Annotated in this window: 30 protein-coding genes; 25 read left to right on the plus strand and 5 right to left on the minus strand. The window is 60.4% G+C overall.

Annotated features, from left to right (window positions below):
- Positions 1–11: 11 nt before the first annotated feature.
- The 8 genes from nifK (at position 12) to CWB41_RS08095 (ending at position 6,844) form a co-directional block, all read left to right on the plus strand.
- Positions 12–1,571 (plus strand): nitrogenase molybdenum-iron protein subunit beta, encoded by a 1,560-nt coding sequence (nifK, locus tag CWB41_RS08060; RefSeq protein WP_115834768.1) that lies wholly within the window; start codon positions 12–14, stop codon positions 1,569–1,571.
- A gap of 85 nt (positions 1,572–1,656) precedes the next feature.
- Positions 1,657–3,327: a nitrogenase iron-molybdenum cofactor biosynthesis protein NifE gene (gene nifE, locus CWB41_RS08065; RefSeq protein ID WP_115834767.1), complete on the plus strand. Its 1,671-nt coding sequence runs from the start codon at positions 1,657–1,659 to the stop codon at positions 3,325–3,327.
- A 7-nt stretch (positions 3,328–3,334) separates the two neighbouring features.
- Complete coding sequence (gene nifN, locus CWB41_RS08070; RefSeq protein WP_115834766.1) at positions 3,335–4,711, plus strand: nitrogenase iron-molybdenum cofactor biosynthesis protein NifN; 1,377 nt, start codon at positions 3,335–3,337, stop codon at positions 4,709–4,711.
- Between the two features lie 21 nt (positions 4,712–4,732).
- Entirely contained in the window at positions 4,733–5,128 is a 396-nt protein-coding gene (nifX, locus tag CWB41_RS08075) for a nitrogen fixation protein NifX (RefSeq protein WP_115835449.1), read from the plus strand.
- A gap of 9 nt (positions 5,129–5,137) precedes the next feature.
- A complete protein-coding gene (locus CWB41_RS08080; protein WP_115834765.1) occupies positions 5,138–5,602 on the plus strand; it encodes a NifX-associated nitrogen fixation protein in 465 nt (154 codons plus the stop codon).
- An 8-nt stretch (positions 5,603–5,610) separates the two neighbouring features.
- Positions 5,611–5,811 carry a CCE_0567 family metalloprotein gene (locus CWB41_RS08085; protein WP_115834764.1) on the plus strand — a complete coding sequence of 67 codons (201 nt, stop codon included), beginning with the start codon at positions 5,611–5,613 and terminating at the stop codon, positions 5,809–5,811.
- Between the two features lie 92 nt (positions 5,812–5,903).
- The gene (gene fdxB / locus CWB41_RS08090) at positions 5,904–6,215 is read left to right on the plus strand and encodes a ferredoxin III, nif-specific (protein ID WP_115834763.1); all 312 of its coding nucleotides are present in this window, start codon (positions 5,904–5,906) and stop codon (positions 6,213–6,215) included.
- Positions 6,215–6,844 carry a nitrogen fixation protein NifQ gene (locus tag CWB41_RS08095; protein WP_115834762.1) on the plus strand — a complete coding sequence of 210 codons (630 nt, stop codon included), beginning with the start codon at positions 6,215–6,217 and terminating at the stop codon, positions 6,842–6,844. The genes fdxB and CWB41_RS08095 overlap by 1 nt, the downstream gene beginning before the upstream one ends.
- Positions 6,845–6,873: 29 nt before the next feature.
- Here the strand turns inward: CWB41_RS08095 and CWB41_RS08100 are convergent, their stop codons facing one another.
- From CWB41_RS08100 to CWB41_RS08115, 4 genes are all read right to left on the minus strand, one after another.
- Positions 6,874–7,197, minus strand: coding sequence for a hypothetical protein (locus CWB41_RS08100; protein ID WP_425373899.1), 324 nt, complete (start codon positions 7,195–7,197; stop codon positions 6,874–6,876).
- Positions 7,194–7,403 (minus strand): hypothetical protein, encoded by a 210-nt coding sequence (locus CWB41_RS08105; RefSeq protein ID WP_245411158.1) that lies wholly within the window; start codon positions 7,401–7,403, stop codon positions 7,194–7,196. The genes CWB41_RS08100 and CWB41_RS08105 overlap by 4 nt, the downstream gene beginning before the upstream one ends.
- 1 nt (position 7,404) lies before the next feature.
- On the minus strand, positions 7,405–8,325 hold the full coding sequence (locus tag CWB41_RS08110) for a sulfurtransferase (protein ID WP_425373440.1): 921 nt from the start codon (positions 8,323–8,325) through the stop codon (positions 7,405–7,407).
- 62 nt (positions 8,326–8,387) lie between these two features.
- Positions 8,388–8,846, minus strand: a complete 459-nt coding sequence (locus CWB41_RS08115; protein ID WP_115835447.1) for a hypothetical protein — start codon at positions 8,844–8,846, stop codon at positions 8,388–8,390.
- Positions 8,847–9,015: 169 nt separating this feature from the next.
- Here CWB41_RS08115 and CWB41_RS08120 point away from each other — a divergent pair, with 169 nt between their 5' ends.
- Positions 9,016–9,450, plus strand: coding sequence for a Rieske (2Fe-2S) protein (locus CWB41_RS08120; RefSeq protein ID WP_115834760.1), 435 nt, complete (start codon positions 9,016–9,018; stop codon positions 9,448–9,450).
- 5 nt (positions 9,451–9,455) lie between these two features.
- Here the strand turns inward: CWB41_RS08120 and CWB41_RS08125 are convergent, their stop codons facing one another.
- A complete protein-coding gene (locus CWB41_RS08125) occupies positions 9,456–10,046 on the minus strand; it encodes a hypothetical protein (protein WP_115834759.1) in 591 nt (196 codons plus the stop codon).
- A 169-nt stretch (positions 10,047–10,215) separates the two neighbouring features.
- Between CWB41_RS08125 and CWB41_RS08130 the strand changes: the two genes are divergently transcribed.
- The 16 genes from CWB41_RS08130 (at position 10,216) to CWB41_RS08205 (ending at position 25,038) form a co-directional block, all read left to right on the plus strand.
- Positions 10,216–11,907, plus strand: coding sequence for an AAA family ATPase (locus CWB41_RS08130; RefSeq protein WP_181902943.1), 1,692 nt, complete (start codon positions 10,216–10,218; stop codon positions 11,905–11,907).
- Between the two features lie 211 nt (positions 11,908–12,118).
- Positions 12,119–12,439 (plus strand): HesB/IscA family protein, encoded by a 321-nt coding sequence (locus tag CWB41_RS08135; protein WP_115834758.1) that lies wholly within the window; start codon positions 12,119–12,121, stop codon positions 12,437–12,439.
- A gap of 49 nt (positions 12,440–12,488) precedes the next feature.
- Positions 12,489–12,791, plus strand: a complete 303-nt coding sequence (locus CWB41_RS08140; protein WP_115834757.1) for a NifU family protein — start codon at positions 12,489–12,491, stop codon at positions 12,789–12,791.
- Between the two features lie 11 nt (positions 12,792–12,802).
- On the plus strand, positions 12,803–14,005 hold the full coding sequence (gene nifS / locus CWB41_RS08145; protein ID WP_115834756.1) for a cysteine desulfurase NifS: 1,203 nt from the start codon (positions 12,803–12,805) through the stop codon (positions 14,003–14,005).
- Between the two features lie 6 nt (positions 14,006–14,011).
- On the plus strand, positions 14,012–15,196 hold the full coding sequence (nifV, locus tag CWB41_RS08150) for a homocitrate synthase (protein WP_115834755.1): 1,185 nt from the start codon (positions 14,012–14,014) through the stop codon (positions 15,194–15,196).
- On the plus strand, positions 15,193–15,537 hold the full coding sequence (gene nifW / locus CWB41_RS08155) for a nitrogenase stabilizing/protective protein NifW (RefSeq protein ID WP_115834754.1): 345 nt from the start codon (positions 15,193–15,195) through the stop codon (positions 15,535–15,537). Before nifV ends, nifW begins: the two co-directional genes overlap by 4 nt.
- A 5-nt stretch (positions 15,538–15,542) precedes the next feature.
- Complete coding sequence (locus CWB41_RS08160; RefSeq protein ID WP_115834753.1) at positions 15,543–16,397, plus strand: electron transfer flavoprotein subunit beta/FixA family protein; 855 nt, start codon at positions 15,543–15,545, stop codon at positions 16,395–16,397.
- A gap of 20 nt (positions 16,398–16,417) precedes the next feature.
- Positions 16,418–17,515, plus strand: coding sequence for an electron transfer flavoprotein subunit alpha/FixB family protein (locus CWB41_RS08165; RefSeq protein WP_115834752.1), 1,098 nt, complete (start codon positions 16,418–16,420; stop codon positions 17,513–17,515).
- A gap of 10 nt (positions 17,516–17,525) precedes the next feature.
- On the plus strand, positions 17,526–18,830 hold the full coding sequence (locus CWB41_RS08170; RefSeq protein WP_115834751.1) for an FAD-dependent monooxygenase: 1,305 nt from the start codon (positions 17,526–17,528) through the stop codon (positions 18,828–18,830).
- Positions 18,831–18,835: 5 nt separating this feature from the next.
- On the plus strand, positions 18,836–19,135 hold the full coding sequence (locus CWB41_RS08175) for a ferredoxin family protein (RefSeq protein WP_115835445.1): 300 nt from the start codon (positions 18,836–18,838) through the stop codon (positions 19,133–19,135).
- Positions 19,136–19,451: 316 nt separating this feature from the next.
- Complete coding sequence (gene nifA / locus CWB41_RS08180; protein ID WP_245411096.1) at positions 19,452–21,206, plus strand: nif-specific transcriptional activator NifA; 1,755 nt, start codon at positions 19,452–19,454, stop codon at positions 21,204–21,206.
- A 315-nt stretch (positions 21,207–21,521) separates the two neighbouring features.
- On the plus strand, positions 21,522–21,740 hold the full coding sequence (gene nifT / locus CWB41_RS08185; protein ID WP_115834750.1) for a putative nitrogen fixation protein NifT: 219 nt from the start codon (positions 21,522–21,524) through the stop codon (positions 21,738–21,740).
- 2 nt (positions 21,741–21,742) lie between these two features.
- Positions 21,743–22,609, plus strand: coding sequence for an SIR2 family NAD-dependent protein deacylase (locus CWB41_RS08190; RefSeq protein ID WP_115834749.1), 867 nt, complete (start codon positions 21,743–21,745; stop codon positions 22,607–22,609).
- 289 nt (positions 22,610–22,898) lie between these two features.
- The gene (nifB, locus tag CWB41_RS08195) at positions 22,899–24,464 is read left to right on the plus strand and encodes a nitrogenase cofactor biosynthesis protein NifB (protein WP_115834748.1); all 1,566 of its coding nucleotides are present in this window, start codon (positions 22,899–22,901) and stop codon (positions 24,462–24,464) included.
- A 30-nt stretch (positions 24,465–24,494) separates the two neighbouring features.
- Positions 24,495–24,719: a 4Fe-4S binding protein gene (locus CWB41_RS08200; RefSeq protein WP_115834747.1), complete on the plus strand. Its 225-nt coding sequence runs from the start codon at positions 24,495–24,497 to the stop codon at positions 24,717–24,719.
- 7 nt (positions 24,720–24,726) lie between these two features.
- Positions 24,727–25,038, plus strand: a complete 312-nt coding sequence (locus CWB41_RS08205; protein ID WP_115834746.1) for a HesB/IscA family protein — start codon at positions 24,727–24,729, stop codon at positions 25,036–25,038.
- Positions 25,039–25,069 lie beyond the last annotated feature (31 nt).

The following is a 25,069-nucleotide window of genomic DNA, read 5'->3' on the forward strand; positions in this document are numbered from 1 at the left end:
GAGGGCCTATCATGACTCAGAATGCCGATAACGTTCTTGACCACTTCGAGCTTTTCCGCGGTCCGGAATACCAGCAGATGCTGGCCAACAAGAAGCGGATGTTCGAGAATCCGCAGGATCCCGCCGAGGTCGAGCGTATTCGCGAATGGGCCAAGACGCCGGAATATCGCGAGAAGAATTTCGCGCGCGAGGCGTTGACGGTCAACCCCGCCAAGGCGTGCCAGCCGCTTGGCGCGGTGTTCGCGGCTGTCGGCTTCGAGAGCACGATTCCCTTTGTGCACGGCTCGCAGGGCTGCGTCGCATATTATCGCTCGCACTTCTCGCGGCATTTCAAGGAGCCGACGTCCTGCGTCTCCTCCTCGATGACGGAAGATGCCGCAGTGTTCGGCGGCCTCAACAATATGATCGACGGCCTCGCCAACACCTATGCGATGTACAAGCCGAAGATGATAGCCGTCTCGACGACCTGTATGGCGGAAGTCATCGGCGATGACCTCAATGCCTTCATCAAAACCTCAAAGGAAAAAGGGTCGGTGCCGGAGGCGTTCGACGTTCCCTTCGCGCATACGCCGGCTTTCGTCGGCAGTCATATCACCGGCTACGACAATGTGATGAAGGGCATTGTCGAGCATTTCTGGAACGGCAAGGCCGGCACGGCGCCGAAGCTCGAGCGTCAGGCCAACCAGAAAATCAACTTCCTCGGCGGTTTTGACGGCTATACGGTCGGCAACCTGCGGGAGATCAAGCGAATCTTCGGCCTCATGGGCGTTGAGTACACGATTCTCGGCGACAATAGCGATGTGTGGGATACGCCGACCGACGGCGAATTCCGCATGTATGACGGCGGCACGACGCTCGAAGATGCCGCCAACGCTGTCCACGCCAAGGCGACACTCTCGATGCAGGAATTCTGCACCGAGAAGACTCTGCCGGTTATCGCTGCGCATGGACAGGAGACGGTCGCGTTCAATCATCCCATTGGCGTCGCGGCCACCGATCATTTCCTGCAGGAGATCGCGCGGATCAGCGGCAAGGAGATTCCACTGGAGCTTGAAAAAGAGCGCGGCCGGCTGGTCGACGCCGTTGGCGATTCGAGCGCTCACATCCACGGCAAAAAGTTCGCGATCTACGGCGATCCGGATCTTTGCCTCGGCCTTGCGGGTTTCCTGCTCGAGCTTGGCGCCGAGCCGACGCATGTTCTCGCCACCAATGGCAATCCGCGCTGGGTGAAGAAGGTGCAGGCTTTGTTCGACAGCTCGCCGTTCGGCAAGGATTGTCACGTCTATTCCGGCAAGGATCTGTGGCACATGCGCTCGCTGCTGTTCACCGAGCCGGTCGATTTCCTCATCGGCAACACCTATGGCAAATATCTCGAGCGCGACACCGGCACGCCGCTGATCCGCATCGGCTTCCCGATCTTCGATCGCCACCACCACCATCGCTACCCGGTGTGGGGCTATCAAGGCGGCTTGAACGTATTGGTTTGGATTCTCGACCGGATTTTCGAATCGATCGATGCCAATACCAACGTTCCGTCGAAGACGGACTACAGCTTCGACATTATTCGCTAAAAATGGAGATGCGCGCTGCCAGCGCGGCAGCGCGCACACAGAGATGGGCGTGCCGCAGTCAGGAATTGGAATTTAGGAGAAACGCATGAGTTCTCTCTCAGCCACGATTCAAGATGTCTTCAATGAACCTGGCTGCGGGAAGAACGCGAACAAGTCCGAGGCCGAGCGTAAGAAGGGCTGTACCAAGCAATTGCAGCCGGGCGGCGCTGCGGGTGGCTGCGCCTTCGACGGCGCCAAGATCGCCTTGCAGCCTTTGACCGACGTCGCGCATCTTGTCCACGGCCCCATCGCTTGCGAGGGCAATTCCTGGGACAATCGCGGCGCGAAATCCTCCGGCTCGAATATCTGGCGGACCGGTTTTACAACCGATATGAACGAGACGGACGTCGTCTTCGGCGGCGAAAAACGGCTTTTCAAGGCCGTGCGCGAGATCATCGAGCGCTACGATCCGCCGGCGATCTTCGTTTACCAGACCTGCGTGCCGGCGATGATCGGCGACGACATCGACGCTGTCTGCAAGGCCGCCCGCGAGAAGTTCGGCAAGCCGGTCATCCCCGTCAATGCGCCGGGCTTTGTCGGCTCGAAAAACCTCGGCAACAAGCTTGCGGGCGAAGCTCTGCTTGAACACGTGATCGGCACGGAGGAGCCAGAATATACGACGCCTTACGACATCAATATTATCGGCGAATACAATCTTTCCGGCGAACTTTGGCAGGTTAAGCCGCTTTTCGATGAGCTTGGCATCCGTATCCTGGCCTGCATTTCGGGTGACGGGAAATACAAAGAGGTTGCCTCCTCGCATCGCGCCAAGGCAGCGATGATGGTCTGCTCCAAGGCGATGATCAACGTCGCCCGAAAAATGGAAGAGCGTTACGCCATCCCGTTTTTCGAGGGCTCGTTCTACGGGATCGAGGACACAAGCGACTCGCTGCGGGAGATCGGCAAGTTGCTTGTTGCGCGCGGCGCGCCGGCGGAGCTTCTCGACCGCATCGAGATCGTCATCGCGCGCGAGGAGGCCAAGGCCTGGGCGGCGATCGCCAAATACAAGCCGCGCTTTAATGGCAAGCGGGTTCTGCTCATCACCGGCGGCGTCAAGTCATGGTCTGTCGTGGCTGCGCTGCAGGAAGCCGGACTCGATCTCGTCGGCACCAGCGTCAAGAAGTCGACCAAGGAGGACAAGGAGCGCATCAAGGAATTGATGGGCCAAGACGCTCATATGATCGACGACATGACGCCGCGCGAAATGTACAAAATGCTGAAAGAGGCCAAGGCGGACATCATGCTTTCCGGCGGGCGTTCGCAATTCATCGCGCTGAAGGCGATGATGCCCTGGCTCGATATCAACCAGGAGCGCCACAACGCTTATATGGGCTATGTCGGCATGGTGACGCTCGTCGCCGAGATCGACAAGGCGCTTTACAATCCCGTGTGGGAGCAGGTCCGCCGCCCGGCGCCGTGGGAGAAGGCAGGCGAGAATTGGCGCGCGCGCGCCATGCGGCAGATGGAGGCCGAGGCTGCGGCGCTCGCGGTCGATCCGGTCGCGGCGGAAGCGGCGCGGCGTGAGAAGAAAATCTGTCATTGCAAGAGCGTCGATCTCGGCACGATCGAGGATGCCATCAGGGCGCACACCCTTACCGACGTTGATGGCGTCAGGGAACATACCCATGCCTCGGGTGGCTGCGGCGCGTGCAGCCAGCGGATTGAGGAGATTTTCGCGGATATAGCGGCCGTGCCCCTCGCCGTCGCGGCGGAGTGAGAAGCCGATGGCGAAGGTAACGCTCGGGAAGAAGGCCTGCTCCGTCAATCCGCTGAAGATGAGCCAGCCGATTGGCGGGGCGCTGGCTTTCATGGGCCTGCGTGGGGCGATGCCTCTGCTGCACGGATCGCAGGGCTGCACGTCATTCGGGCTCGTGCTGTTCGTGCGTCATTTCAAGGAGGCCATCCCGCTTCAGACGACCGCGATGAGCGAAGTCGCGACCGTTCTCGGCGGTTACGAAAATGTCGAGCAGGCGATCCTCAATATCCATAAGCGCGCCAAGCCGGAAATCATCGGCATCTGCTCGACCGGCGTCACTGAGACGAAGGGCGACGACGTCGAGGGCTTTATCAAGCTGGTGCGGGAGAACCATCCCGAGGTCAAAGACCTGCCGATCGTCTATGTCTCTACGCCGGACTTCAAGGACGCTTTCCAGGACGGTTGGGAGAAGACCGTCGCGCGGATCGTCGACGTGCTGGTTGAAGCACCGAAGACGCAGACCCGGCGCGATCCCGCCCGCGTGAATGTCCTGCCCGGCTGCCATATGACGCCAGGCGACATCGATGAATTGCGCACGATCATCGAAGACTTCGGGCTTGAGCCCGCGTTCCTGCCCGATCTCGGCGGCTCGCTGGATGGCCATATCCCGGACGAATTCACGCCGACGACCATTGGCGGAATCGGCGTCGAGGACGTGGCGGCGATGGGCTATGCCTCGTGGACGATTGCCATCGGCGCACAAATGCGCCGGGCCGCAGAGGCCATGCAGCGCAAGACCGGCATGCCGTTCCGCGTCTTCGAGCGCCTTTGCGGCCTCGCGCCGAACGATGAGTTCATGGCCTTTCTAAGCGAGATTAGCGGGCGTCCCGTGCCGCTGAAATATCGCCGCCAGCGGGGCCAGCTTGTCGACGCCATGCTCGACGGCCATTTCCATATCGGCGGGCGCAAGCTGGCGATCGGAGCCGAACCCGATTTGCTCTATGATGTCGGCAGCCTGCTGCACGAAATGGGGGCGCATATCGACGCCGCGGTGACGACGACACAATCGCCGGTTCTGGAGCGGCTGCCGGCGGAAGATGTTCTGATCGGCGATCTCGAAGATCTCGAAAAACTGGCCGGCGATAAAGGCTGCGACCTGCTCGTCACCCATTCGCATGGGCGCCAGGCGGCCACGCGGCTCAATATTCCGTTCTATCGTGTCGGTATCCCGATGTTCGACCGGCTCGGCGCCGGGCACCAGACGACAGTCGGCTATCGCGGCACGCGCACGCTGATCTTCTCGGTCAGCAATCTCATCATCGAAGACCATGAGAATAATCACGAGCCGACGCCGGAAACCTGGCGCGACGGCGGACATGCCGCAAATTCCGTCATCGCTCACTAGGCGAAGAGACAGGGGAACTTGATGAAGATTGCCTTTGCGACCCAGGACATGAAACGCGTCGATGCGCATTTCGGCTGGGCCAAGAATATCGCGATCTACGAGATCGGGCCGGAAGGCCATGAATTCGTCGAGGCGATCGAATTCGACGGCGATTTGAGGGAAGACGGTAACGAGGACAAGCTCGCGCCGAAGATCGATGCGATCAGGGATTGCGCCATCCTTTACGTCGCGGCGATTGGCGGCTCCGGCGCCGCGCGTGTCGTCGCCGCCAATATCCATCCGATGAAGGTCTCACAGCCGGAGGCCATCGACGATCTCCTGCTGAAGCTCGAAGAAGTTCTGAAAGGATCGCCCCCGCCGTGGCTGCGCAAGGCGCTTTCCAAGGGCAAGGAACGCAGTTTCGATTTTGAAGATTGAGTGAGGAAAATGGCAGAGGCAATCCTGGAAACACCCGCGGGCTTCGACTCGCCCTTCGTGCGCGAACTCGCCAAAGTCTGGCGGGCGCAGGACACCCACGGCACATGGGACACCAAGAGCGACGCGGAGTTGCTCGAACCCTATGTCGTTGACAAAGAGAAGCGCCGCGCCTTGCCGATTGTCGGCGATCCTGATCCGGAGACAATCTGGCGGCTGGAACTCTTCTTCAACGCCATTTGTCTGCGGATCGAGAAGGCGACGGGCGTCATGATCTCGCCGATGCTCAAGATCCATCACGAGGGCTTCGGACGCATGGCGCTGATTGGCGGCCGCCTGATTGTCGTCAACAAGCAGCTTCGCGACGTGCATCGTTTCGGCTTCGACAATTTCGGCAAGCTGGCCGAAGAAGGCGAAAAATACGTCAAATCCGGCATCGAGATGATCGAGAAATTCCCTGACGTGGCGAAATATTGAGGGCAGAGATGAGCGACGTGGAAGCATTGAAGGCGGAGATCAAGAAACTTTCGGCGCGCGCCATGCAGGCGAAGATGGATCTTCACGATCTCTCGGAGGAATTGCCGGTGAACGCGCATCTGATCCTCGAGACGGCGCAGAAGGCTCATGACGCCTTCGTTGAGCTCGAAGCCAAGCGCGGCCAGCTCAAGGTCGCGGAGGCGGCGTGATCCGCTCACCTCGATAATATCACTGGAGCGGGCTGCGAGCGGAGGCCGTTTCAAAGTGTTTCATGCCGCTCCGGACTGATGGACCTAATCCAATGTCACAAGCAACGCGCGACGGCCGCGCTTGGCAGCCCGATTTCCTCATCGCGATCGATGCCAAGACCTGTATCGGCTGCGGCCGCTGCTACAAAGTATGTGGCCGTGAGGTCATGATCCTTAAGGGCCTCAACGATGAGGGCGGCCTTGTCGATCTCTCCGGCGACGACGATGAGGACGACGAGATTGAAAAGAAGATCATGGTAATGAACGACGAAGGCGCGTGCATCGGTTGCGGCGCTTGCGCGCGCGTCTGCCCGACAAAGTGCCAGACGCACGGTACTGCGCCGGCCGAAGCCGCGGGCGTGTGATGAACGCCGGCGACGCTTATCACTGGCTGATCCAGGCGTCTGCCGCATCGCGGGCGGACTCGTTTGACATCCACGTCGTCGCCTCGATTTTCGCTCTCGCGCTAGATGAGGCCGAGACGGAGAACCGGACGCTGTGTGAGGGCGTCGGCCTTGATGGAACAGAGTTCGTCGACGTCGCCGACGCATTCTTTCCCGCTGCCGCGCCGACGCTGCACAAATTCGGACGGCACATTGCGCTCGAAATTGGGGAAGAGGAAGGAAGTCTGCGCAATCTTCTTCTCATGTATACGAGGTGCGGCACACCCTTCGCGCGCGCTTACGCGGCGATGGTCGCGCGGCGTTGCGCGCGGCCGCATCACTTGTGGCAGGATCTTGGATTGCGCAACCGCACCGAGCTTTCGCAGCTCATGGCCCGCAAGTTTCCGTCTCTTGCAGAGAAAAATCGGCAGGACATGAAGTGGAAGAAATTCCTCTATCGACTGATCTGCCAAACCGAGGGCTTCGGCTTTTGTACAGCGCCCGTCTGCTCCGATTGCGACGATTTCCTCAATTGCTTCGGGCTTGAGGACGGCGAGGGGCTATTGGCGCGTGTCCGCAACGGGCAGCAGCTCGTTTCAATTTCCCTTTAAGATGAATGTGACCGGCCCGGAAGGCCGGATCATTCGATGCCTTCGGTCCGCGCCCGGTGGGTCGCGGCGATCCGGAACCGCTCCTGAATGGCGACAGGATTGGCGAGAATCTCAGCCTCAGTTTCTTTGAAGGTATCAAGGACGATCTGCGCTTCTTCACGGGTCAAGGCGACCCGGCCCGCCATATGAGTTGCCTCCGGCATCACCGCGATGATCGCGCTCCGGTTCGGGTGGATTGTCACTTCCATGAGATCGACAGCTTCGAGCTTGCCGTCAAGCGTGACGGCGAGGCCGTTGACCTCAAGTTTGCGGCCATCTTGCGTTATCTTCACGAGCGCGCGTGCCATGCTCATCGTCCCTCTTGTGAGGCAAGCCAGCTGTAGCCGCCTTGATCCCAAAGTTGTGCCAAGGTCTGGTCCGCCTTCCAAGCCGGAAATTGCTGGCGGAGTATCGCATAATCCTGACGGAAGCGCGCCGCGTCTTCGCCTTCGAGATGCGCCGTCATATTCTCCAGCTTGAAGCGCAACGCGAAGATCGATGAATCTGGCGTGGACAACAATTCATATTCGTTGCCTCCCGCGATCATGTGAAGTTGCGAAGGTGCTATGCTCATGTAAGGGCGCCTCAGGCTGCAACGGCCGGCGTCGACGGTGCGGATGCCCATTCCGCCCATCCTCCGTCATAAACAGCCGCAGTCTTGTGGCCGAGCTGATAGAGCGCGAGCGCCGCAAGTCCCGAGGCGATGCCGGAGCTGCAGGCCACGACGATCGGCTTGTCGAGGCGATGCCGGCGGCGGCAAACCGGGCCGCAAGAGCTTCGTTGGGAAGAAGGGCGCCGCTCGCCGGATCGAGAAGGTCCCTGCAGGGAACATTCACCGAGCCGGGAATGTGGCCGCGGCGTTGGCTCGCGAAAACATCGTCCTTCACGCCGGCAAATTGCGCCGCTTCGCGCACGTCGACGATCTGCTCGGCGCGGGTCGCGAGATTGGCGCTCATGTCATCCAAGCCGCGCACGAGCGCGGAATTATAAGCCGCCTCGAAAGCCCTCGGTTCCGGGCGCACCGGCGTCATTTCGGCCGGCAATTTTTCCTTCGACCATTTGGAGAGGCCGCCGTCGAGCACCGCGACATTTTCGTGCCCGAAGACGCGGAACATCCACCACACGCGCGCCGCGGCAGAACCGCCCGACGCGCGATCGTAGACCACAATACGATCCTCGCTGCCGATCCCGAGAAGCCCGACCTTCTTGGCGAAATCTGCGGGGCTCGGCAGCATATGCGGGAGGGGACTCGAAGGATCGCAGACGTGGTCGATGTCGAAATGCACCGCACCCGGCAGGTGGCGCCCGCGATATTGCGTGCGGCCGTCGAGATTGGTGCTGACGTGGTGCCATGTGCAGTCGAGAATGCGCAGACCCGGGTCAGCGAGATGCTCCGCGAGCCAATCGGTCTGCACAAGCGCGCTGTTATCCGAAAAACTCATAGCGCCTATTTCCCTGTCGAAAATCGGACAAATGTTGAGATGTGGACATTGGTCCGACGATCTCAGGGGTTGGCGGGCATCGGAAAGCCGACGCGCGGATGCGTGTCGTAATATTCCGGCCGTTCCGGCCAACTGCCGTCCGGCAGGATCTGGAAGCGGACGATTTTCACCGGCGCCCCCGGGGAAATCGAAACTTCAGCGAATTTGATTTCGCGTGCCCCGGGGCCGGCGGAAAAATCGGCGACGACTGTGCCATCGGCCTTCTTCGCGCGTGCGAACCCCGGCGTTCCATCATGCGCGCCAAGGACGGAAGCCTCAACGAAAACAGGAGTTTCAAGTCCATCTTGCGGTTCGGAGAACGCTGGCGAAGCGAAGGTGAAGGTCGCCAGTACGCCACTGCGATCAACGGCGTGGTCGGCCGTCAACGGCCGCGCCACCGAATAAATCGTCAAAGTGCCGCCGTCGAGGGCCGCTTTGATCTCGTCGAGGCTCTGGCCAGCAAAAGCCGATGAAACATTCATAGCAATCTCCGCGAATGACTTTTCCTGCAAACTTCAAGTTTCGTGCCATTCCCCCACGGGAAGAAGCGCGAATTTTGCAAGGACGCATTGGCGTCTGAATTTGAAATTCGGCGGCGGCAGCTTCGCGGGAGTGAAAGCGAGACAGCGGACAAGAAGTGAGTGTTCCCGAATGAGCGCAACGCAGGCCGATCCCGACATTGCTTATGCGATCTGCAGCTTCAACGACATCCCAAGCCAGAAGGCGCGGAGCTTCCACCTTCTCCGCGTCGATGAGGATGGCGCGACAAAGCCGTTTCACATCGTCGTCGTGCGATGGGGGCGGCAAGTGTTCGGCTATGTCAATCGGTGCCCGCACGACGGGGTCAACCTCGATTGGGAGCCCAATCAGTTTTTCGATCCGAACGGAATCAGACTGATGTGCGGCAAGCACGGCGCTCTGTTCGAACTTGGCACCGGGGCGTGTCTGGAAGGGCCATGCAAGGGACGGGCACTGATGCCCGTCGCCCTGCAAGTTCTCGATAACGATATTTGCGTGACCGGCGTGACACTGGCTGAAGAGGAAGACGAACCCCGCCTCTGCGATTCGGACGAAAACGAGACCTGAACTCCTCAGACGGGACGGTTCTCGTTGCGATTCTTGATCGGTCCCGCCTTGGCGAGAACATCCTCGAAGGTCGTCGGTGTGAAATCGAACTTATATTCCGCGAGCTCGTCAAGGACGTAATCGAGCTTGCCGGCGGTATCGAGCTTCCTGATGTCATTCTTGTCGATGCCGAGAAGATCGATTGTCTCCTTCCAGACGGTGGATTCGTCGCAGGGAAGGACGGCAAACGGAATGCTCCTGTAGGTCATCTGATATTTCGCCAGGATATCGATGTTGTTGGCGTAGATCAGATAGACGCCATCCGGGCTCAGCAGATTGCCGAGCACGTCCACGACATTTTCCAGATAAGCAAAAGAATGGATGTAGCCGACAAGAACCGGGATGGTCGGCTCACCTTGCTGCGCGATCGTGAGTATGCCCTCGAGAGAGAAGTCGGGCGGCCGCTTTTCGTCGGCAAGTTGTTCCTGCCATTTCAGGGCGATATCGCCGCGGAAGCCAAAGCGGTTCGGCTTCGTCGTCTCGCCTTTCAATATGGCGTTCAATAACCGCCCTTCTTTTTCCAATGGCCCGAGAGCGGTCTCATTAATTGTCGTCAAGGAAATGTCTCCCAGAGTGGCGTCACCGGCCAGAATGGCCTGGCCTCGTCTTATGCAAATGATCTGCCGCGCCTGTGGCGCGAATGATGCTAGCCGGTCGCACCGAGGTAGCTCGCGAGCAAAGCAAATGAGTATCAAACTTCAGATCGAGCGACCCTATATCGAGGCCATGATCGCCAGTTTTCCGGCGCTGGCGCCTTACGCCGAGCAATTGCGTTTCAGCGACAAGGTTGAACTTTCCTTCGACCAGCTCGAATCCAATGCCCGCGCTTTTCTGCATGACCTCTATGTGAAGGCAGGCCCCGCGATGGAGGCGCGTGCGGCGCATATTGCGACGCTGCGGCGCGCCTTCGACGACACGGCGGTTCGCTTCGGCGAAGGGGATCTCGAATCCGTTCTTCCGGTGATCGTGCGCTATCTCGCGAGCGATGCGATCCGTGGCTGGATGTTCACCGCGACGGCGGCGGGGCGTTCCTTGCCTTATGTCGTCAGCCGTCTCGATTACACGCCGCCGGCGAACGACGAGGCGGGCCGCGTCTTCGTCGAGCTGAAGGCCAATGCCAAGGGCGCGATCACCTCCACGACGATCCGGATTTCGGCCGGCGATGTCGTCGGCAAGACGGTGGCGGAGCTTTTCCTGGCGAAGGGATTTCTCAAGGAAACGCCGGAGCTTATCACCGCCTATGACGCTGCGGTCGAACGCTATTTTGCCTGGCGGGGAAAATATGGCGACCAGTTCTCCGGCAGGGGGACTGGCTTTTTCGCCGAGGACCCCAATTCCTCGCATCGGGACATCGACTGGTCGCGCAAGGACCTCATCGTGCTCTCATCGAGCGGCGGGGCGGCGCGGCTCGTCAATGACGAAAGCATTCTCACCACCCGTGCGCTGACGCTCGAACTCACCGGCGACGTTCTTGGCCAATATTTGCGCAAGGCCGCCAAGAGCAATCTCTACAACGCCGAGGAGGAAGTGGAGGAATCCCAGGCCGCGATCGCCAAGGGCGTGTTCAGCAAGATTCCGATCCACGCCTATATTCTGATGTTTCACCTCGAACTGCATCATCATGTCTGGGTGCATGTCGACGACATTACGCCTTATGTCTATCAGCCGGACCTCAAGACCAAGCTTGTTTTGCCCGAGGAGCAGACAGACCTCATCGACATATTGACCGCGGAGATGGACGTGCTGATGGACGATATCGTCGCCGGCAAGTCCGGCGGAACGACCGTGCTCTGCGCCGGGCCGCCCGGCGTTGGCAAGACTTTGACAGCGGAAGTCTATGCCGAGATCATCAAACGGCCGCTCTATCGCGTCCATTCCGGCCAGCTTGGCCTCAGTGTCGCGGCGATGGAAAACGCGCTGAAGGACGCACTGACCCGGGCGCAGCGCTGGGGCGCGGTGATGCTGATCGACGAGGCGGATGTCTATATCAAGCGGCGGGACAACGACATCACCATGAACGCCGTCGTCGGCGTTTTTCTCCGCGTGCTCGAATATTTCAACGGGCTGCTCTTCCTGACGACGAACCGGATCGACGATATTGATGAGGCGATCATCTCGCGCTGTATCGCACTCATCAAATTCTATCCGCCGGACGCCGAAGCGCGCGGCAAGATCTGGCGTGTGATGAGCGACCAATTCGCGCTCAGCGTCGCACCGAAGCTGATCGGCGAGCTGGTGGAGCTTTTTCCCGCGGCGAGCGGGCGCGATATCAAAGGCTTGGCCAAGCTCGTGGCGAAATATTGCCATCATCGCAAAGTCCCGCCCGACCTTGCCGTCTTCAAGCGCTGCGCGATCTTCCGTGGTCTCGACCACGGCGAGCACGAAATCGCAGCGGTCGAGCCGCTCGGCGCGGAATAGAGGCCCAAATGGCGGCCTTGGCGTTGCGAATTATTTCAACTCAAAGCAAGCCCGCGGATGGCCGTGGGAAAGCCGTCTGTCGGAAACCCGACATACGTCGCATACCGAACAGTGTGGAACGATAAAGTCACAATATATCAATGTCTTAATGCGTGGCACAGGACTTGCGGACTTGATCATCGGATGTTCCCCGACAGTAAAGGGACAGGCAATGATCAACTTGACTGACAGCGCATTGAACGCGGTTCGCAACGCCATCTCCGGAGCGGGCCGACCTGTCGGTGGTCTGCGCATCATGGTCGAGGCGGGCGGCTGCGCCGGCTACAAATATATGATGGGCCTCGTAGACCAGGCCGACATCGACGACACGGTCATCGAACATGATGGCGTGCGGGTTTTCGTCGACAACAAAAGCCACGATCTTCTTGCCGGCGCCACCATCGATTTCGTGGTCGCGCTCGAAGGGTCCGGTTTCACTTTCGAGAATCCGAACGCCACGGCGAGCTGCTCCTGCGGCAAGTCGTTTAACTGACGCGGCGGCTGCGTCCGTCGCCCTGTCTCTTCAAACCGGATTAAGAACCATGCTGGCCGAGCCGGAACAAACCATCCCGTCCATCGCGCATGCAACAGACGCGGGCGCGGAACGCATCGCGATCATAAAAGAGGTTCTGGACGAGATTCGCCCGAACCTGAAGCGCGATGGCGGCGATTGCGAATTCCTCTGCATCGACGGCAACAAGATCGTCGTGAGAATGACCGGCGCTTGCGTTTTCTGCAAACTGGCAAGCATGACGATCGAGGGCATCCAGGCCAAGATCGTTGAGCGGCTTGGCGTTCTCATGCGCGTCGTGCCGGCGCCCCCCGGCTACAAGGCTCCGCACTGAGGACGCCGGCCATGCGACCGATTTATCTCGACAACAATGCGACGACGCGAACCGACCCCAGCGTGGTCGCGGACATGTTGCCGTATTTTTCCGAGTTTTTCGGCAACGCCTCCTCTCAGCATAGCTTCGGCGCGCCGGTCGCGGCGGCGGTGCGGGCGGCGCGTCAGTCGCTGCAGAATCTGCTCGGCGCGGCGGCTGAGTCGGAGATCGTCTTCACCTCCGGCGGGACGGAGTCCGACAATAGCGCGATTCTTTCGGCGCTCGAGACACAAGACGGTCGCGACGAGATCATCACGACGACGGTTGAGCATGCCGCGGTTCTCGCGTTCGTCGGCCACCTCGAAAAGACCCGCGGCATCAAGGTTCATTATATCGATGTCGACGCGCGCGGGCGCCTCGACATCGAGGCCTACAAGCGTCTTTTGGGGCCGCGCACCGCTATCGTCTCGATCATGTGGGCGAACAATGAGACCGGGACAATTTTTCCGGTCTCCGAACTCGCCGAGGTGGCGCACGCCGCGGGCGCCCTGTTCCATACCGATGCGGTGCAGGCGGTGGGGAAACTGCCGATTGATCTGAAGTCGACGCGGATCGATATGTTGTCGCTTTCTGGCCACAAGCTGCACGGGCCGAAGGGAATCGGCGCGCTTTATGTGCGCAAGGGCGTCAAGTTCAAGCCGCTCATTCGCGGCGGCCACCAGGAGCGCGGACGGCGTGGCGGCACGGAGAACGTGCCTGGCATCATTGGCCTCGGCAAGGCCGCAGTTCTGACGGCGGAGCGCTTTCAAGAGGAATTGGGCCGCGTGCGCAAACTGCGCGACCGGCTCGAACAGGGCATCGTGCAACAGATCGGTCATTGCCTTGTCAATGGCGATCTCGACAACCGGCTGCCCAACACCTCCAACATCGCGTTCGAGCATCTCGATGGCGAAGCGATTCTGACCAATATGGATCGCGCCGGCATTGCCGCTTCGTCGGGCTCCGCTTGCACTGCGGGTTCGACCATGCCGTCGCATGTTCTCAAAGCGATGGGCGTTCCTGCGAGCGCCTTGCAAGGTGTCGTCCGATTCTCTTTGTCGCGCGAGACAACGAGCGAGGAAATTGATCGCGTCTTGGAATCCATGCCGCAGATCATCCTAAAGCTGCGCGGCATGTCTGCGCACTGGACGCACCAGCCTTCGCAGACTGACGAACTCGCATCAAGTTTCGTGTGAGATATCATGGTCGCTGTTTCGCCAATTCTCCCCTCTGTCTACCTCAACGACACGACTTTGCGTGACGGGGAGCAGGCGCCCGGCGTGTCCTTCACGATCGAGGAGAAGGTTGCGATCGCGGCTCTGCTCGATTCCTGCGGCGTCGATGAGATCGAGGCCGGGACGCCTGCCATGGGCGAGGCGGAAATCGCCTCGATCGTAGCAGTGCGCGGCGTCGTGGGCAGAGCGGCGATGACCGCCTGGTGTCGGATGTGGGAGGCCGATGTCGATGCGGCGCTGAAAAGCGGCGTTTCTCGCGTCAATCTTTCGACGCCCGTATCGGACCGGCAAATCCGCGCCAAGTTCAATTGCCGCCGCCAGGATGTTCTGGCGCGCCTGCGCCGCGTGGTGGGCTATGCGCGTGAACGCGGCTTGGCGGTTTCGGTCGGCGGCGAGGATTCAAGCCGCGCGGATTTCGATTTCCTTCGCCAAGTCGTCGCGGCTGCGGCGGAGGTCGGTGCCTATCGCTTCCGCTTTGCCGATACGCTCGGCGTGCTCGATCCATTTCAGACCTGCGAGGTGTTTCGGCAGCTCAGCGGGGAAACCGATCTGGCGCTCGAATTCCACGGCCATGACGATCTGGGCCTCGCGACGGCGAACACGCTGGCAGCGGTGCGCGGCGGCGCGACGCATGCCAGCGTGACCATGCTCGGCCTTGGCGAAAGGGCCGGCAATGCAGCGCTAGAAGAGGTTGCGGCAGCGCTGTGTGCCGCCGCCAGGTTCAAGACGCGCATCGATCTGACGCGGCTGACTGAACTTGCCGATCTTGTCTCCGCGGCATCGCGCCGGCCTATCCCGGCTGCCAAGGCAATCGTGGGGTCGGCCGTCTTCGCGCATGAATCGGGCATTCATGTTTCGGGTCTTCTGCGCGACCCTGGCGCCTATGAGGCGCTCGATCCCACCTGGTTCGCGCGCAAGCGCCGGATCGTGCTCGGAAAACATTCGGGCATGGCGGCCGTGACCAATGCGCTCGCTTGCCTGGGCCTGGATGTGGACAAGAACCGGGCGCGGCGTGTGCTTGAAGAGATCCGCGTACGCGCAGGCGCACAGAAGCGCGCCGTCACCGATATTGAGCTGCTCGAATTCTATGCTGCGACCGCGCCGGCCGAAACGTGTCAGGGGAATCGCTACGAAGGAGGGTTTCGTTCATGAGCGTGCTTGAGGACCTTGAACGTCTCTCGGCGGCGGAAGATTTCTTCGTCTATCTCGACGTGCCGTTCGAGCCGGAGATCGTACACGTCGCGCGGCTGCACATCCTGCGGCGCATGGGCCAGTACATCAAGGGCAGTCAGATCGACGGCGCTTTCGAGGCGCTTGATGACGCGGCGATCAAAGCGCTGTGCAAGGAACATCTCGAACAAGCCTATCAGGACTTCGTCGAATCCTCGCCGCTCAAGGAGCGGCTGTTCAAAGTCCACAAGGACGCGATCGCGCCGAAGCCCGTCAAGCCCCTCGTGCAGATGACGGCGCTCGCGGCCGGAAAAGAGGTATAACGAAGATGCACATCGTCGTTTGTATCAAACAGGTTCCGGACAGCGCGCAAATTCGCGTGCATCCGGTCACCAATACGATCATGCGGCAGGGCGTGCCGACGATCATCAACCCTTACGATCTTTTCGCGGTCGAAGAGGCGTTGCGGATGCGTGACAAGGTCGGTGGCACGGTCACCGTGCTCACCATGGGACCGCAGGCGGCCGAGGATGCCCTGCGCCGTGCGCTGACCTTCGGCGTCGATCGTGCTGTCTTGTTGACCGATCGTGCCTTTGCCGGTTCCGACACGCTGGCGACGAGCTTTGCACTCGCCGCCGCGCTGAGCAAGATCGGCCGCGAGTTCGGCGAGCCTCGTGTCGTCTTCACCGGCAAGCAGACAATCGACGGCGACACGGCGCAGGTCGGTCCCGGCATCGCAAAAAGGCTGAAGCTCAATCAGCTTACTTATGTGGCGAAGATCGTCGCGATCAAGCCGGCCGAAGGTGAGATCGTCGTCGAGCGACGCGCCGAAGGCGGAATGCAGACGCTGTCGACCAAGCTGCCCGTCCTGATCACGATGCTCGAAGGCACCAACGAGATCAGGCGCGGGACCATCGACGACGCCTTGAGGGCGTCGCGCCAGGAAATTGTGACGTGGAGTGCGGCGGACGCCGGGATCACTGAGGTCGCGAAATGCGGCCTCAAGGGGTCCCCGACGATCGTCAAGAAAGTGTTCGCCCCGCCGCCGCGCGCCGAAAAAGCGCTGCAGATTGCGACGGCGGACCAGTCCATGGAAGAGCTCGCAGAGGCAACGACGAAGGCAATTTTCAAGCGCCGGCCCAAGCTTGAAGAGGATCTGATTCGTTTCTCTGCGGGACCCTAACTTCGGCGAAAGAGCGAGACATGACAGAGGCAGAGAAAAAGCCCCCAGCGTCCTCCGGCCGTGCCGGTACCCGGAAAGAGCTGCCGGAGCACTTCAAGGCCTACAAGAACGTCTGGGTCGTCATCGAGAGCGAGATGGGCGCCATTCACCCCGTTTCCCTTGAACTTCTCGGCGAGGGCCGCAAGCTCGCTGACAAGCGTGGTGTTGAACTCGCCGGCGTTGTCCTGGGCAGCGATCGGGCGACGAATGCTGCCGTCGCGGCGGCGATTTTCGAGCACGGTGCCGACCGCGCTTATATCGTGGCCGATCCGGCGCTCGAGCACTATCGCAACGAGGCCTACACCAAGGCGGTCACCGATATCGTGAACACCTACAAGCCGGAGATATTGCTTCTCGGTGCGACCAACCTCGGGCGCGATCTTGCCGGCTCGGTCGCGACGACGCTCCTCACCGGGCTCACGGCGGATTGCACTGAACTCGCTATTGACGAGGAAGGCTCGCTGGCGGCGACGCGGCCGACCTTTGGCGGCTCCCTGCTGTGCACCATATTGACGCTGAATTATCGCCCGCAGATGGCCACGGTGCGGCCGCGCGTCTTCGCGCTGCCGGCGCGCGAGCCGGGCCGGACCGGGCAGATCATCGAGCATCCGCTGAACCTCGCGGAAGACGACATCATCACCAAGGTGGTGCAATTCGTCGCCGATCGCCATTCGGACGAGGTGCAGCTCGCCTATGCCGATATCGTGGTCGCCGGTGGTCTCGGCCTGCGCTCGATGGAGAATTTCCAGCTCGTTAAAAATCTCGCCGCGGTGCTTGGCGCTGAATATGGCGGTTCGCGGCCGCTTGTGCAGAAGGGCTGGATTTCATCCGACCGGCAGATCGGCCAGACCGGCAAGACGATTCGGCCGAAGCTCTACATCGCGGCCGGCATCTCGGGCGCGATCCAGCATCGCGTCGGTGTCGAGGGGGCCGACACGATCCTGGCCATCAACACCGATCCCAATGCGCCGATTTTCCAGTTTGCGCATCTCGGTGTCATCGCCGACGCCATTGAATTTCTGCCCGCGTTGACGGAGGTGTTTCGCGCCCGTCTCGCGGTCAATCGGCTTGCGAGTTAAGGAGGAGCGGATGGCACAGGAACGTTTCGATGCGATCGTCGTCGGTGCCGGTCCGTCCGGCAATGCCGCCGCTTATACGATGGCCAAGCGCGGACTGAAGGTGCTGCAACTGGAGCGCGGGGAATATCCGGGCTCGAAGAACGTGCAGGGCGCGATCCTCTACGCCAATGCGCTCGAAAAGCTCATCCCGGACTTCCGCGAGGATGCGCCGCTCGAGCGCCACGTCATCGAGCAGCGGCTGTGGACCATGGATGAAACCTCCCATACGGGTCTTCACCATCGCTCCGATGACTTCAACGAGGAGCGGCCAAACCGCTACACCATCATCCGCGCGCAATTCGACAAATGGTTCAGCCGCAAAGTGCGCGAAGCCGGCGTTCTGCTTCTTTGTGAGACGACGGTTACCGCGCTACTGCGTGACGAAAAGGGCAAAGTCGTCGGAGTCCAGACGGATCGCGAAGGCGGCGCGGTCTATGCGGATATCGTCGTTCTCGCCGAGGGCGTGAACGGGCTTGTCGGTCAGCGCTCGGGCCTGCGTCCGGAGCTGAAGCCCGATACTGTCGCGCTCGCCGTCAAGGAAATGCATTTTCTGCCTCCCGAAGTCATCCAGGCCCGCTTCAATCTCAAGGGCAATGAAGGCGTGGTGATCGAGGCGATGGGGACGATCACCGCCGGCATGACGGGGACCGGCTTCCTCTACACGAATCAGGAGTCGATTTCGATCGGCATTGGCTGCATCGTTTCGGATTTCGCCGAGAGCGAAGTGACGCCCTATGGCCTGCTCGAGGCCTTCAAGGCGCATCCCAGCATCAAACCGCTTCTCGAAAATTCCGAATGCAAGGAATATGCGGCGCATCTCATTCCGGAGGGCGGCTACAAGGCGATGCCGGAGCTTTGCGGCGATGGCTGGATCGTGGTTGGCGATGCCGGCCAATTCGTCAATGCGGTGCATCGCGAAGGCTCCAATCTGGCCATGACGACGGGGCGCATGGCCGGCGAATTGGTCGCGGACCTGAAGGAGCGGCAGGCGCCATGTTCGAAGGCGGAGCTCGGCCAATATCGGCGGCGGCTCGAGGCAACCTTCGTGATGAAGGATCTGAAGAAATATCGGGGCATCCCGGACTTCCTGCATGGCAACAAGCAGGTCTTCGGACTCTATCCGCGCCTCTTCAATGCGGCGGCCCGCAACTGGTTTCGCGTCGATGGAATCGACAAGCGGACCAAGGAAAAAGAAATCCTCACGGCATTTCGCAAGGGACGGACCTTGCCTGGTCTCATCAATGACGGAATCAAACTGGCGAGGGCGTGGCGATGACAATCATGCTGGAAGCTGCCGCCGCAGCAAAAGTCGAAGAGAAGCTTTATCAAAATCGCTATCTCGTCGATGCGGGGCGCCCGCATATCAAGGTGCGCCCCCACATTGTCCCCTCCAAGGCACTTCTGGCGCTCACCCATGCGTGCCCGGCGGGCTGCTACAGCCAGAACGATCAAGGCCAGGTCGAGGCCAGCGTCGATGGCTGCGTCGAGTGCGGCACCTGCCGCGTGCTCACCGCGAAAACCGGAGAAATCGAGTGGAATTATCCGCGCGGCGGCTTCGGCGTTCTCTACAAATTCGGGTAAGTATTGTCCTTGAGTGCAGGCGATTTGAGGGCCGGCGTGGGCGTCGCGTGTTGGCCGACGCGTCGGTTTCGGCGATTTGGGGCTGGTTTCGGTCCGGAAACGGCGGGACGGCCAGCTATGGCGCACGGGGAATGACGAATTTCAGTGTGGCGTTTGCTCCGCGCGGGAGGCTGCGGTTTCACCCGGTCGGAGTTTTGTGCATCTGCACAAAATTATCTTGCCTCTGTATCTCGCATCTGCGAACATTCTCTATTGGGGAGCGGACGGTTTCGACGTTCACTTTCGGGGGCCCATCAGACTGGCAAGGATTGATGCTATGTCGATGACCAACCAGACACGTGATATCGCGCGGTTTTCGGCCCAGGCGAAAAATCTGGCGGACGCGGCTGCGGCATTCTCGAGCCGCGCCGAGCTGGCTTTGCACGGCGTCTACGAAATTTCCAAAATCCTTTCGGTGCCCGCGCGGCTGGAGGCAACGCTCTCCAATGTTCTGACGCTGCTCTCGAGCTTTCTCGAAATGCGGCACGGGATGATTGCCTTGCTTGCCGATGACGGCGCGCCGCGAGCGGTGGTCGGCGTCGGCTGGAGCGAGGATCACGCCAAAGCCTATTTCGAGCGCTTGCCGGAGCGTGCGATCGGCCAGATCGTGGCCACCAAAATGCCGGTCGTGATCGAAGATGTCGCCAAGAATCCCTTATTTTCGGAATGGTATGCGGCGGAGCGCGAGCCGACTGATTGTCGTATCTCCTTCATCGGCGTGCCGATCAAGGAGCGCGAGAAGGTTATCGGCACGCTGACGATCGATCGCATTTGGGATAATCGCGCCAATTTCCGTCTCGATGAAGATGTGCGCTTTCTGGTGATGATCGCCAATCTCGTCGGCCAGACCGTTCGCCTGCATAATGTTATCGGCCGCGACCGCGAACGTCTGATGGACGAGCAGCGGCGTCTCGAAAAGGAATTGTCCGGGACGGCCGGGACGGGCGACCGCGAGGTCAAGGTGCGTGGGGTGGTCGGTCAGAGCGAGGCCATTCGCAATGTGATGGACAAGATCAAGATCGTCGCCCGCAGCAATACGACAGTGCTGCTTCGCGGCGAGTCCGGCACCGGCAAGGAGCTGTTCGCTCACGCGACGCATGAACTCTCGCCGCGGAAGAAGGGTCCCTTCATCAAACTCAACTGCGCCGCGCTTCCCGAGTCCATGCTTGAGTCCGAATTGTTCGGTCACGAGAAGGGCTCATTCACTGGCGCGGTCAACCAGCGCAAGGGCCGGTTCGAGCTCGCCGACAAGGGTACGTTGTTCCTCGACGAGATTGGCGAAATCTCCCCGGCATTCCAGGCAAAGCTTCTGCGTGTATTGCAGGAAGGCGAGTTCGAGCGTGTCGGCGGCACGCGTACGCTGAAGATCGACGTGCGGTTTGTCTTCGCCACGAACAAGAATCTGGAAGAGGCTGTCTCTCGGGGCGAGTTCCGTTCGGATCTTTATTACCGCATCAATGTTGTCTCGATCCAGCTGCCGCCCTTGCGCGAGCGGGCCGACGATATCAATCTTCTCGCGCGTGAATTTCTGCACCGTTTCAACGACGAGCACGGTACGCATATGTCGCTCACCACGTCGGCGCAGCGAGTACTCGAGAGCTGCTATTTCCCTGGCAATGTGCGCGAACTCGAAAATTGCGTGCGGCGGACGGCGACACTGGCGCGGGATGCGGCCATTGTCGCCGACGATTTCGCGTGTCGCAACGACACGTGCCTCTCGGCCACTTTGTGGAAGGGGCTGGTGTCCACACGCGAGCCGCTGCGGATTTTGAAAGCGCCGGTCTCCGATGCGGAATTAGCTCCCGCGTCTCCTCCACCGGCCGTGCCTTCCGTGAGCGAAGCGCCGGGGCCGGTTCGTGCCGCGCCGAAACCCGCCGATCTTCCCGAAGACGCAAACGAGCTTGATCGTCTCGTACATGCAATGGAGACGGCGGGCTGGGTTCAGGCCAAGGCTGCGCGCCTCTTGAACATGACGCCGCGCCAGATCGGCTATGCGCTGCGAAAGCACAATATCCCGATCAAACGCTTTTAAAGCGTCGCTATTTCCGGTGCGCGAGTTTGCGGTCGGTTGTGCCGCTTCACGCAATGTAAGCTTCCCGACATACCGAGGCCGCTGCATTATTCCGCGCGGGCTTGAGACCCGGAATACCTGAGAGAATCGCGCCGCTTTCGATGGCACAACGCTTGCTGCCACGGGGTGGAGCATGTTGGGCCATCTTTGTCGCAACGAAGAATTGTCGGTTACCGAACCTGGAACGAGGTTTTGTTTCCGAGGCAATTGCAGCGCGTCGCAAATAGCTCGGAACATGTAGCTCGCCGCGAGGCCTCGCCCTAAGGAACCGACTTTATGAAAGTGATGATCCGCCGTTCTCCGGAGGCCGGACTGTCGATTTATGTGCCGAAGAAGGATTTGGAGGAGCCGATCGTCGAGACGCAATATGAATCGCTCTGGGGTGGATGGATCCGTATTGCCAACGGCTGGATTCTCGATTTGCCGGAGATGGCGGCCGAGACGCAACTCCCGATTACTGTCAATGCGCGAAAGCGCGGCGACGAGGAGGCGTAACCATGAATGCACCGATACCGCCGCTCGATATTTTGAGACTCGCGGATGCTGAAGCGGTGCTCGCCAATATTGCGAGCCAATTGCGAATTGGCCGCGTCATTCCCTATCTCGGGCCGAAGCTCACCGCGCTTTCGGCGCCTAGCGTACCAACGAGTTATGAGGCGCTGGCGGAATTCCTTGGAACCAAGGTCGCTTTGCCGAAGCGCGCGAAGGGCAATCCCTGGGCGTCGGCGCAACATATCGAGAGCACCAGACATCGTGCGACGGTGACAGCCCTGTTGCGCGAAGCGTTCGCGGCGCCGGTGGAGCCGGGGCCGCTGCATCGCTATCTTGCCGCGCTCGATCTGCCGATGATCGTCGATAGTTGGTACGACGGCGCCATGCGCACGGCCCTGGCGCGCGCGACGAATTGGGGCGAGGTGCAAGGCATTACCCGCGCGGGCATCGGCGAAGATCGCTGGTATCGCTTTTACGATGCGAACGGCGTCGAGACCGACAAGGCCGGCGCCGAGCGGTGGACGACGCTGCTTTATAAGCCGCATGGCGGCATTGCGCCGGCCGGAAATTTCCTCATCACGGACGCCGATTATGTCGAAGTGCTGACGGAGATCGATATTCAAACGCCGATTCCGGACATCGTCAGGGATCGGCGGACAGAACGCAGCTTCTTCTTCATTGGATGCCGCTTCCACGATCAACTGCTGCGTATCTACGCGCGGCAGATCATCAAGCGTTCGTCGGGCCCGCATTACGCCGTCGTCGAGCCGGAGACGCTGACCAAGAATGAGCACCGCTTCCTCGCCAGCGAAGAGATCATTCCGATCGCGCTGCCATTGCCCCGCGCGATCGAGGTGTTGACGTCGGCATAGGATCGCCTGACCGACGCAAAATCGTGCGAGGCCGACGGCAGAGTGAATCTCGTCTGGAAATGTCATCAATTGCTTCCAGACACGCGCTTCGGCACGGCCGAAAACAAGATGCTCTTCCGTGTAATGTTTCTAACATAGCGTTGATGTCGCATCGCCATGTCGTCAAGGCGACACCGTGCGCCTGCGCGATAAGCTATTGGTTTAAATACGAAATCTGAATTGAATTTCATGGCACACCGGTTGCAGTCCCTATTGCGGGCCCAATTTCAGCTCTATCGAGGAGCAAGCCATGGACGCAGCAACAGGACGCGAAGAGTTGGGCGGCGGCGGCGGCCCCGTAAATCTCGATGCGGTGATGCAGCAGGTTGCTGAACATAAAGGCTGCGGCACGCAGGGCGGCAGCGGCAAGGCGAGTTGCGGTTCTGGCGCCGGCCAGGGCGATCTGCCGACCGACATCTGGGAGAAGGTCAAAAACCACCCCTGCTATAGCGAAGAGGCGCATCACCATTATGCGCGTATGCATGTCGCCGTCGCGCCGGCGTGCAACATCCAGTGCAATTATTGTAATCGCAAATACGATTGCGCGAACGAGTCGCGCCCCGGCGTTGTCAGCGAAAAGCTGACACCCGAGCAAGCGGCGAAGAAGGTGCTCGCCGTCGCCTCCACGATTCCGCAGATGACTGTTCTCGGCATCGCCGGGCCCGGCGACCCGCTGGCCAATCCGGAAAAGACCTTCAAGACCTTCGAGCTGATCGCGAAGTCCGCGCCGGACATCAAGCTCTGTCTGTCCACGAACGGCTTGGCTCTGCCGGATCACGTCGACACGATCGCAGGGTTCAATGTCGATCACGTCACGATCACGATCAACATGGTCGATCCTGAGATCGGCGCGAAGATCTATCCCTGGGTGTACTGGAAGCACAAACGCTACACGGGCGTCGAGGCCGCCAAGCTGCTGACCGATCGGCAGCTCCAGGGCCTCGAAATGCTGACCGAGCGGGGCATCCTCTGCAAGGTCAACTCGGTGATGATCCCCGGTGTCAACGACCAGCACCTTGTTGAGGTCAACAAGGCGGTGAAGTCGCGCGGGGCGTTCCTGCACAACATCATGCCGCTGATCTCCGCGCCGGAGCATGGCACCGTGTTCGGCCTCACCGGCCAACGCGGCCCGAGCGCGCAGGAGCTGAAAGCGCTGCAGGACAGTTGCGAAGGCGAGATGAACATGATGCGCCATTGCCGCCAGTGCCGCGCCGATGCGGTCGGCCTGCTCGGCGAGGATCGCAGCGCCGAGTTCACGACCGACAAGATCATGGAGATGGAGGTCAATTACGACCTTGAGTCACGCAAGGCCTATCAGGAGATGGTCGAGAAGGAGCGTCAGGACAAGGTCGCGGCGAAGCAGGAAGAGCTTGAGACGCTGGCGGGGATCGCGAGCGACATCAAGCTGCTAGTCGCCGTCGCGACCAAGGGCTCCGGCCTCATCAACGAACACTTCGGCCACGCCAAGGAGTTCCAGGTCTACGAGCTCTCAACGTCCGGCGCGAAATTCGTCGGTCACCGGCGTGTCGATCTCTACTGCCAGGGCGGCTACGGCGATGAGGATAGCCTCGAAACCGTGATCCGCGCCATCAACGATTGCCACGCCGTTTTCGTCGCGAAGATCGGCGGCTGCCCGAAGAACGATCTTTTGACGGCGGGCATCGATCCGGTCGACCAGTTCGCACACGAGTTCATCGAGAAATCCGCGATCACCTGGTTCAAGACTTATCTCGAAAAGGTCAACACCGGCGAGATCGAACATTACGAGCGCGGCGATGCGGAAATCCGTCAAGGCGCGCTGATCGCAGCGCAATGAGACACAGAACACCTGACTAGGGGAAGCATCATGACTTTGAAAATCGTCGCCTCGCAATGCACGAGCTGTTCGGCTTGCGAGGCCGAATGTCCCAACGTCGCGATTTATGAAAAGAACGGGACGTTCGTGATCAATCCAAAGAAATGCACCGAATGCATCGGCCATTTCGATAAGCCCCAATGCGCGGAAGTGTGCCCCGTCGATAACACCTGCATTATCGACGAGTCCTATCCGCGTTACCAAGCTGCAGTGTGAGGGACCCATGTCGTTCGAAATCACTCCCGCCGCGGAAAAGTTCATTCGCCTGACATTGCGGATCGACGGCGGTCCGGGGGCAGGCTTTCGGCTCGCCGTCGCGCCGGGAGGCTGCTCCGGGCTCTCGTCCGACATCAGTGTCGCGGCGCAGCCGGCCGCAGCCGAGTCCATCACCGAATACAAGGGCATCAAGCTTTTCATGACGGCGGAAAGCCGGATTTTGCTGCATGGCGTGACGATCGATTTCATCGACTCGCCATCGCAGACGGGTCTCGTCTTCCGTCAGCCGCCAGGAACAAACACGTGCTCAAAGAACTGAGGCGGAACCCGTCTGACAGCGGGGGAAGCGC

Origin of the sequence: Methylovirgula ligni (assembly GCF_004135935.1) — a bacterium.
Classification (GTDB): Bacteria; Pseudomonadota; Alphaproteobacteria; order Rhizobiales; family Beijerinckiaceae; genus Methylovirgula; species Methylovirgula ligni.